Raw genomic sequence first — 8,246 nt, 5'->3', positions numbered from 1 at the left:
AAAGGACTAACTAAAACAAAGCGTATAAAATCTCTAGGTACTGCTAGAAACTATATGCAGTCACTTAAAACGGTTGCCAGCTGGTCAAAAGATATCGGCATCAACGGCATTCAGGGTATGAGTATAGAGCAAGCACGCATGTATCTCGATTACAGGGCTGAGATTGTTGGCCAAAAAGCCTTAGATATGGAACGCCAAGCAATACAAGCGATGATGCAGTTCAATGGCAAGTTACAGCCGAAACAGACCCTTTACCGCGTGAAGTCATTATTAGAAGAAATAAAACGCTCGCGTGCATATACACCTGAACAAGCTCATGCCATCTCTCAACGACAAACTGTTAAACACAAACTAGCAACACAAATTGCTTACGCCGCAGGCTTAAGAGCCCATGAACTATTAACACTCTCTAAAGCAAGTGAAAGACCGCCAAATAACCGACCTGCTTTAGATTCAAAATGGCAAGGCCGAAGTGGTGAGCTATACACTGTAGCAGGCAAGGGTGGCCTGATACGCTATGTATTAATACCAAACCATCTTGTTGAGGAATTAGAAGCTAAAAAGCTCAAGCAACCAATCATTGTCACCGATAGAGAAATTAACTATTTTCAGCGTTACGATATTGGTGGTGGTAAAAAATGGTCCGATTCTTTTTCTAAAGCCTCTAACCGCACCCTACTCTTTTCAACTGGCGCACACGGCCTAAGGCATAGCTATGCTCAAGAAAGAATGGTTGAGCTTAATGCGTTAGGTTTTAAATATAAAACGGCCTTAGAGACCGTTTCACAAGAAATGGGGCATTTTAGACCTGAAATTACTGAGGTATATTTAAGATAAGGGGTTACCGATTGATGCTCATTAATTGTTCTAATATACTTACAGATAAACTGTGCTTACAATTTATTAATAATTATAGATGCTTCTTTTACTATACTATCTCTGACTGTTTGAAAAGACCTAGGTGGGTTTCCAGACCAGCTTGCAACTAGACTTTCTAAGACAGCCTTATTATTCGTTTGTCTACAGATCCTAAGTCGTCTTTGATACTCATAAAACAGCTTCGATCTTGCTTTAGCTAACCTGTCGCAATTCAAATTAAAGGTTTTTATTGTTTCTTGCACTAATTCATATGTAGATGTGAAATAGTTATGTTCAAATACAGTTTCCTCACAATTTTTAGAGTTTGGTACAAGTTCACCCGTACTTTTTTTGAACTCGAATAAGCTAAAAGTTGCTGATAAAAATAACGGAGAGAGGACCTTTCCTTGCCAATGACACGGTTTCCCTCTTTCTAAACGGGCTTTATGAGAGTCGCAACTAAGATTTGCAGGAAGATCAAACTCAACAATACTGTCCCCATCAGTACCTCCAATGCAAACACCTAAAATATTCCACCAATCTAAATGAAGATTGACGTTTTTATCTTCTGAAGACTTCGAATTAAAATGTTCAATTCTTTGGTTGTGGGGACCAACATCGGATAAATCAATTTCACAATAAGCACATAAATAAAATTGTTCCTGAAACACTAGCTTCTTTATTCTTGTGTAACCACCACTATTTCTGAAATCATCCCAATTTGCGTCTGGATAGTTAAGAGAAAAAATTGTTAATTCATTATCATTTGATGATTTATTTACTTTCCTCAAGCCCCTTCTCCCATTCCTTGTTTTCAATGTACAAATCTAATTCAATGAGAACATCATAATCACGACCAAAATGATTTATCAATTTACGCCTAACTTCCAACGCATACTTTGAGTCATAATCATCTTCGTGTACTAACTCTTTATATTCTTTTAATAGCTGAGTATATTGATCTTCAGGTGGTCTCTCTTCAACCTCAAACAGATTTTCCAATACCCATGAAGATACAGCGCCCCTAACACCTTTAGGCGCTTTAAACTTAGCACCTTCTTTAATAAGCCAGATATTTTCACTATCTATTGTGTGGCATACTTGAGGACTGTGAGTCGTAACAATAAATTGAATATTTTTGAAAGTTTCTTCAAGTCTTTTTATTATCTTTTGTTGCCATGATGGGTGTAGATGCAGATCAATCTCATCTATTAAAACAATCCCAGTACCGTCCAATGGGTTACTTAGGCTTGGATTTAATAAAGTAAGCCTCCTTGCAATATCAGCTACTAATGCAAGAATACTTTTTTCTCCCTGAGATAATTGTAAAACACTAAATTGCTCATCTCCCTTGCAAATAGTTAAATCCAGCGGTTTTCTAGATAACTTTAAGTTACTAAAGCCCTTGAGGAAGCTGTAGATCGCACTCCTTGTTATATCTAGAGATAAGTTATTTTGTGAAGTGAGGCTCTCTAACCTATTTTTTAATTCTTTAATCTCATTTTTGTACTGCTCTATAGCATCATTTTCTATTTCAGATTTATTACTTTTCTTTATAATGGACTTGATTAATGGGCTGTTTAAATCCCTTTCTTTTTGCTCAATTAAGATTCTTATACTCTTTGCCTCAGAATTTTCAGAATTTTCATCTTCAATGAGTTCTTTAAACCATCTAAAGAAAATTTTAAAATCGGCTTTACCAGTAGTGGATTTCTCATATGCCTTAGCTTTATTCCAAATATGACTATCTCGTATCTCGTCAGACTTATCTATGTCTTTTGTTGTTACATCATTTGCTCTGTCTACAGTATAGGAAGCTAAGAGAGGGAAATTAAAATCGCTATACAGGTCATTTGCTTGTTTAAAAAGCGATGTTAAATCTGTAATTTCAGTATATTTTCCTTTTCTTTTGACACTCGATAATGAGCTTCCTTGAGATAACTCCATTGAGAAATTCACACCGTTTAAACTGTAATTAAATACAATTGTAGAAAAATCACAATTATTCTTAATTTCATGTTCTTCGATCAAATCACCATTAGTAGAGTTCGTTGATAAACGAGAGATAAGGTGAGTCATAGACTTCTTAATACCTTCAAGTACAGATGATTTTCCGCACCCATTATTTCCAACTAATACTGTCGTTTTCTCAGAAAAGCTTAACTCTAGATCAGAAAAACCTTTAAAATTAACTATTTTAATATTAGTGATCCGAAGCTTACTAGGCTCTAGTTGTTCAATTGCTTTTTTTCTATATTCATTAGCAGCAACATCATCTACAAATTTTTCTCCTAACTCCCCAGAAAAAATTTTAACCAATTGAAATGATGATACAAAATCGCCTTTAGATGACTTTTGAATATGCTTTCGAATCGCTCCATTCATTTTAGTTCCCCTTAGAGCCATACTTAATAAGATTATGTACGACATCATCACCATATTTTTTTTTCATTTTTGCTTTAAAGTCTCTCTCAATATGACAAGCAAATGAAAAAAGGCCCTGTAAGTGATAAATATCACTTTCACCTAACAATGAGTTTTTAAATTTATGCATGAGAGCCGAGATATATCTTCTTTTTTCTCTACCTACTGATATTTTGTTGTTGTTTGTAAGTGTAATGCCTGTTACGTGTCTATTATGAGCCTTTGAAGAAAATATAGTTTTAGACTCATTTATAATAATCTGGCTTGAAAAAAGTGTTTTTAAAACTTCCCTTATTTTAGAAATTATTCCATTCAAAACATTTTTTTCCTTTGTTGAGAAAGTCAAATCATCTGCATATCTAGTATAATTAACATTCAAGTTGATACAAATTTTATGTATCAATCTGTCAAAATCATACATAACAATATTTGATAGGTAAGGAGAACTAGGTGCCCCGACACTTAATATTAATTTTGATGTTCTTTTCTTACTACGATTCCAAAACAAACATTCTTCTAAAATAAATTTATCGTCATTAGAAATAGTTATTGACTGATTTTCAAGTGCTGTAAATAACATTTCAGGGTTAATACTATTAAAAAAATTTTCTAAATCTACTTTTAATATAAATTCAGAGTTTGAATGTGCTAAAGCATTCTTTTTTATACTGCACCCTTTTTGGTATGCCATCGAGCACGGATGTATTTTAGATTTTTTTTCTAAAAAAGAGACTATTTGAGATTGTACAGCCTTAACTTGGGGTGTTGGCTGCGCAATAACCCTGAAGCCAATTTTTCTTTTTGGTATTTTGAACACTTTATAGTGAGTTGAAGGTCTGCTTTGTAAAAAAGCATCAAACTCAGGAATCTTTTTATGAAGAAAATTAGATAGCTCTAAATGCATTTTAAACTCAACTTTTAAGTGATAACTTCCTTGTTACACTTGATGCCCTTTACTAGTAGACGCGGAATCAAACTCCTGATCTGCAAACGGCTGTGAGGAACGAACAACGGATTGCAGTTCAGGAGTTTTATTTCGCAACTCTGAATGTACTCAATAAATTAGAGTTCGGCGCATCGCCAAACTAGATTAAATATTTAATATCTAACCAAAATAACGCTAAAGTGCTTAATGATTTTAACTTAACCTATTGCGAGTTACAATTAATGTTTGAGCTAACGACTTTACTTCCCCACTCTTCCAATGCTTTCCTCCTAGCGTCCATGTACTCCTGCATATTATATACGCCCTGCACTCCTTGTAATTGGTGATTCAGTATTTTTTCAATCACTATTGGATCTGTTCCAATATCAGTATCACCTAAGCGAGTAGCGACTGTTCTTCTTAAATCGTGAGGTACAAACTTTGGTACTCCAAGTTGCTCTAACTTCCGACTTATAGATCGTGACAGTGAGTGCCTGTCAATCGGTTGTTCACCTGGGCCTGATTTATTGGTTGCTGTACTCGGGAATACATATTTAGAATTGAGGTAGCCAAATGCTGCACGTAATTCATCAAGCAAAATAACCATATTTTGAGTAATTGGTACTTTATGGGTTCTCTCGCCATCTTTATTTTGCTTTACGCGCTCGGCAGGGATTGTCCATATCATCTTATCAAAATCAAACTCTTGCCACTGCGCGCCTGTGACTTCTATTGGCCTACAACCAGTTAAAGTAATACACTTCAATGCGTATATAACTTGTTGGCTTATACCTAGTTTTGGTAGACGATCAAATACTTGAATAACCTCTTCAAACTCAAGCGATCTGGTTCGCGACTTTTCTAGGCCACCCACACTCTTCTTTTTAACTGTGCTTATTGGGTTACCTTGTATTAAATCTCGCTCTACACCAAAATTAAACATTTGTTTAAGGACAGATAGCGTTTTGTTCGCCTGCGTTTTAGCACCTCTATCTGTTATTGGATCAAGCACCTTTTCAAAAATTTCACGGCGGGTTATTTCTTTAAGTTTGTAATTGCCAATAAAGGGCAAAATGTCTTTTTCAAACATTCTAATTACTGGGTCTATACCTTTTCGATTAACTTTTATGTCTCTTTCAATAAACTCATTTGCAAGCACAGCTATAGTGGGTGAGTTATCTTCAATGAACTGTTGTTTTAATGCATGCTGTTTTGTTGCGTATACGTCTTCACCTGAAGCAATTCTACCTTTAAGACTTTCAACTTCTTTTCTTACTTCTTTTAAATCGCACTCACCATAGTATCCGAGAAGGTAATTACGTTGCTTGCCTTTAACTCCACCAAAACGATAATTAAGATAAAGTGCAATTTTACGTTTTTTATCACTTTGCGTTTTACCTACACGGGCATGAAAACCACTTAACTTTGTGTCATTTATTCGTTTAATAGGTTCAGGGACTGAGCTTAGTAAGGAATCGGTTAATAGCATTTTCACGATCGACATATGTAGCACCAAAAGAATAAAAATAAACTACATGCAGCATATATGTAGCATCACCCGTATTCAACTACTTAATTCTACTTATAGCTAATCCCAACTAATTATTTTAATTTATTTCATATATAACAAAACCTTAAAAACATATCCGGTTCTACTTACAGCTACTTATTTCTACTTAAACCTAACATTAATTTTTATGGGGTGGCAGGGGTCGAGAGTTCGAATCTCTCCATACCGACCATTTATTCCCTTTAATATTCTGCAATTACACAGAACCCAAAGTTTTCTCATAAATACCATTTGTATTATTAACTTTTATAATTACTTTTAGTTCAAGTTTTAGGTATGAAAATTATTAATACTTACAGTAATTTTAAGGAGTGCTTCGGTTACTTTTTCTAGCGCTTTTATAAACAATGGTCAGCAGCGGGTAATGCATTGCTTTTTTCTCAAGTAAGTAGCAATCAGCATGTCGTGGGCTTTCATGCGGCAAGAAGTCATAAACCCCGATAGGAACACAGGATACATACCCTTCATTACTTTTCCACTCACACTCATCGGTATAAAAAAATAACGTACCTTTATACGTACAACTCAGCGAAAGTGCCAAAAATACCTTTTGGTGTAGGAAAGCGTTTAAGTAAAAGTTTCATATTGGACCTTTCTTGCAGGCATAAAAAACCTGCATGAAGCGGCCTGTAAGTTTTATTAAAGTTTAAAAACTAAACCCCAAATCAAAACTATTAGTCTCTCGTTGCTCTTGAATATCATCAAATGTCAAAATAAGCTTAGCAATTCCTATTCGCCCTTTTAGTTTTTCTAACTCATTAATATTAGGTACTTTTAATCTCAGTATTACGTAATTAGCATCTCGTGATAAGCCTGCTGGCTCGCTAATGTAGCTATGGATTATTTCAATGTTAGGAGATATAAAATTAATGTATTCGGGTATCGTCCTCTTTGCTCCATTAGAGTCAATTATAAAGTCGACATTTAAAGCAGTGCCCGTTCCAAGGTTTTGCACTAATAATTCATACTGAAAAATGTCATTATCGAATTCTTCATACTTGTGTAATATTGGTCTAATAGAATTCATATACTGCTTTTCATTATGTCTAAGTCCATTTTTGGCAAACAAAAAAGTTATCAATGTAGCGGTTAGTGCTATTAAATCACTCAACTTCACTTCAAATGAAAAGCTCTGGCCTAAGATAACACCTGTACAGACACATAGCACAACAGCTACTATTGTCATTAAATCTAGTTTTCGCATAAAATTCCCTCATGTTTATAGAGAAGAAATATTAACAAGGCAACTCTAAATACAAAATTGTAGTGGTATATATAAGCAGACGTTCGTAAGGATACCTTAAACCAAACTATACTTAATAAGCATTACAACCAACATTCCCCAAACCTAAATAAATCAATGCACCTTTTTCAACCATAATGGCTCGCTAAAATATAAGAAGAAACTATTAAAATAAGCATTTAAATAACATGATCTTCCTCTAAATTTGCTGTTCAATACTTGTTCGACTATTACTATATTATAGGAACTACATTTACTTGCGGGATGCTTGATGGACCTTAAAAAAGTAAATAAAAAATCTAATTCACCTAGTTCAAATGTAAATATGGACGAAGCCTTTTTAGCTCAACTAGTTAGTTGTTTACCCATGGGGGCAATGGTAGTCAATACCGATGCTCAGATCCTTTTTGCCAATAGTCAACTATCTGAAATACTGGGCTATGAGGACTCAGAACTAATAGGGAAGAATATAGATAGTTTACTTCCAGCGCAATTTAAAGCGAACCATATCCACTTGATGAGTCAGTTTTTTGCTAACCCTCGAAAACGATTAATGGGTGAAGGCCGTGAGTTATTTGCGAGTCAAAAAAATGGTAAGCAAATCCCAATCGAAATAGGTTTAAACCCGATACAAGGACAACAAGAGTTAGTTTTAGCCACACTGGTTGATATATCGCAAAGGCTGCGCGCTAACAATATGTTTCAACGCTCTATTCAAGCTGCACCTCATGGTGTGTTAATAGTAGACCAAGCGGGCATTATTCAAGCGGTTAATCAATCGTTATGTAAATCTTTTGGCTACAGTGAAATAGAATTACTCGATAAAAAAATGGAAATGCTATTACCGCATCGCTATCAAGGGCACCATTCAGCACTTCGCCATTCATTTCATCGTGAACCCAGTGTCAGAAGTATGGGAGTAGGCAGAGATTTAACCGCCTTACACAAAGACGGAAAAGAATTCTCAGTTGAAGTGGGCCTGAGTCCTTTTATAAACACCAATGACGAAGACATGGTATTTGTGTCGTTGTTAGATATAACAGAACGAAAACGAATGGAAACCGAGTTAAAAGAAAATAACACAAGTTTGAAGGAGTTTACCTATGTAGCTTCTCATGATTTACGCTCTCCATTGCGGGGTATTTCAAACTTAATTGAATGGATAAAAGAAGATTTGGGCACTACCACGCCTGAAGTAGAATATAACTTAACACGTATTGATGATC

General features: G+C 35.0%; 7 protein-coding genes. 2 read left to right on the top strand and 5 right to left on the bottom strand.

Annotated features, from left to right (window positions below; translation table 11 throughout):
- The coding region (locus ACTRWE_RS18400; protein WP_462880455.1) for a site-specific integrase at positions 1–837 on the top strand (837 nt) is incomplete at its 5' end.
- Between the two features lie 56 nt (positions 838–893).
- Here the strand turns inward: ACTRWE_RS18400 and ptuB are convergent.
- The 5 genes from ptuB to ACTRWE_RS18375 all read right to left on the bottom strand — a co-directional run bounded on the left by ptuB (position 894) and on the right by ACTRWE_RS18375 (position 6,981).
- Positions 894–1,649, bottom strand: a complete 756-nt coding sequence (gene ptuB, locus ACTRWE_RS18395; protein ID WP_404489416.1) for a retron Ec78 anti-phage system effector HNH endonuclease PtuB — start codon at positions 1,647–1,649, stop codon at positions 894–896.
- Positions 1,633–3,243: a retron Ec78 anti-phage system effector ATPase PtuA gene (ptuA, locus tag ACTRWE_RS18390; protein ID WP_404489417.1), complete on the bottom strand. Its 1,611-nt coding sequence runs from the start codon at positions 3,241–3,243 to the stop codon at positions 1,633–1,635. The genes ptuB and ptuA overlap by 17 nt, the downstream gene beginning before the upstream one ends.
- A 1-nt stretch (position 3,244) precedes the next feature.
- Positions 3,245–4,186, bottom strand: coding sequence for a retron St85 family RNA-directed DNA polymerase (locus ACTRWE_RS18385; protein ID WP_404489419.1), 942 nt, complete (start codon positions 4,184–4,186; stop codon positions 3,245–3,247).
- Between the two features lie 244 nt (positions 4,187–4,430).
- Positions 4,431–5,711: a tyrosine-type recombinase/integrase gene (locus tag ACTRWE_RS18380; protein WP_404489421.1), complete on the bottom strand. Its 1,281-nt coding sequence runs from the start codon at positions 5,709–5,711 to the stop codon at positions 4,431–4,433.
- Between the two features lie 712 nt (positions 5,712–6,423).
- Complete coding sequence (locus tag ACTRWE_RS18375; protein ID WP_350608484.1) at positions 6,424–6,981, bottom strand: hypothetical protein; 558 nt, start codon at positions 6,979–6,981, stop codon at positions 6,424–6,426.
- Positions 6,982–7,291: 310 nt separating this feature from the next.
- Between ACTRWE_RS18375 and ACTRWE_RS18370 the strand changes: the two genes are divergently transcribed.
- Positions 7,292–8,246: PAS domain-containing protein (locus tag ACTRWE_RS18370; RefSeq protein WP_462880454.1), on the top strand; the 955-nt coding region annotated here is incomplete at its 3' end.

It is taken from the genome of Pseudoalteromonas sp. G5_S1_54_S4 (genome assembly GCF_054968565.1).
This window is presented reverse-complemented; position numbering and strand designations above follow the sequence as displayed.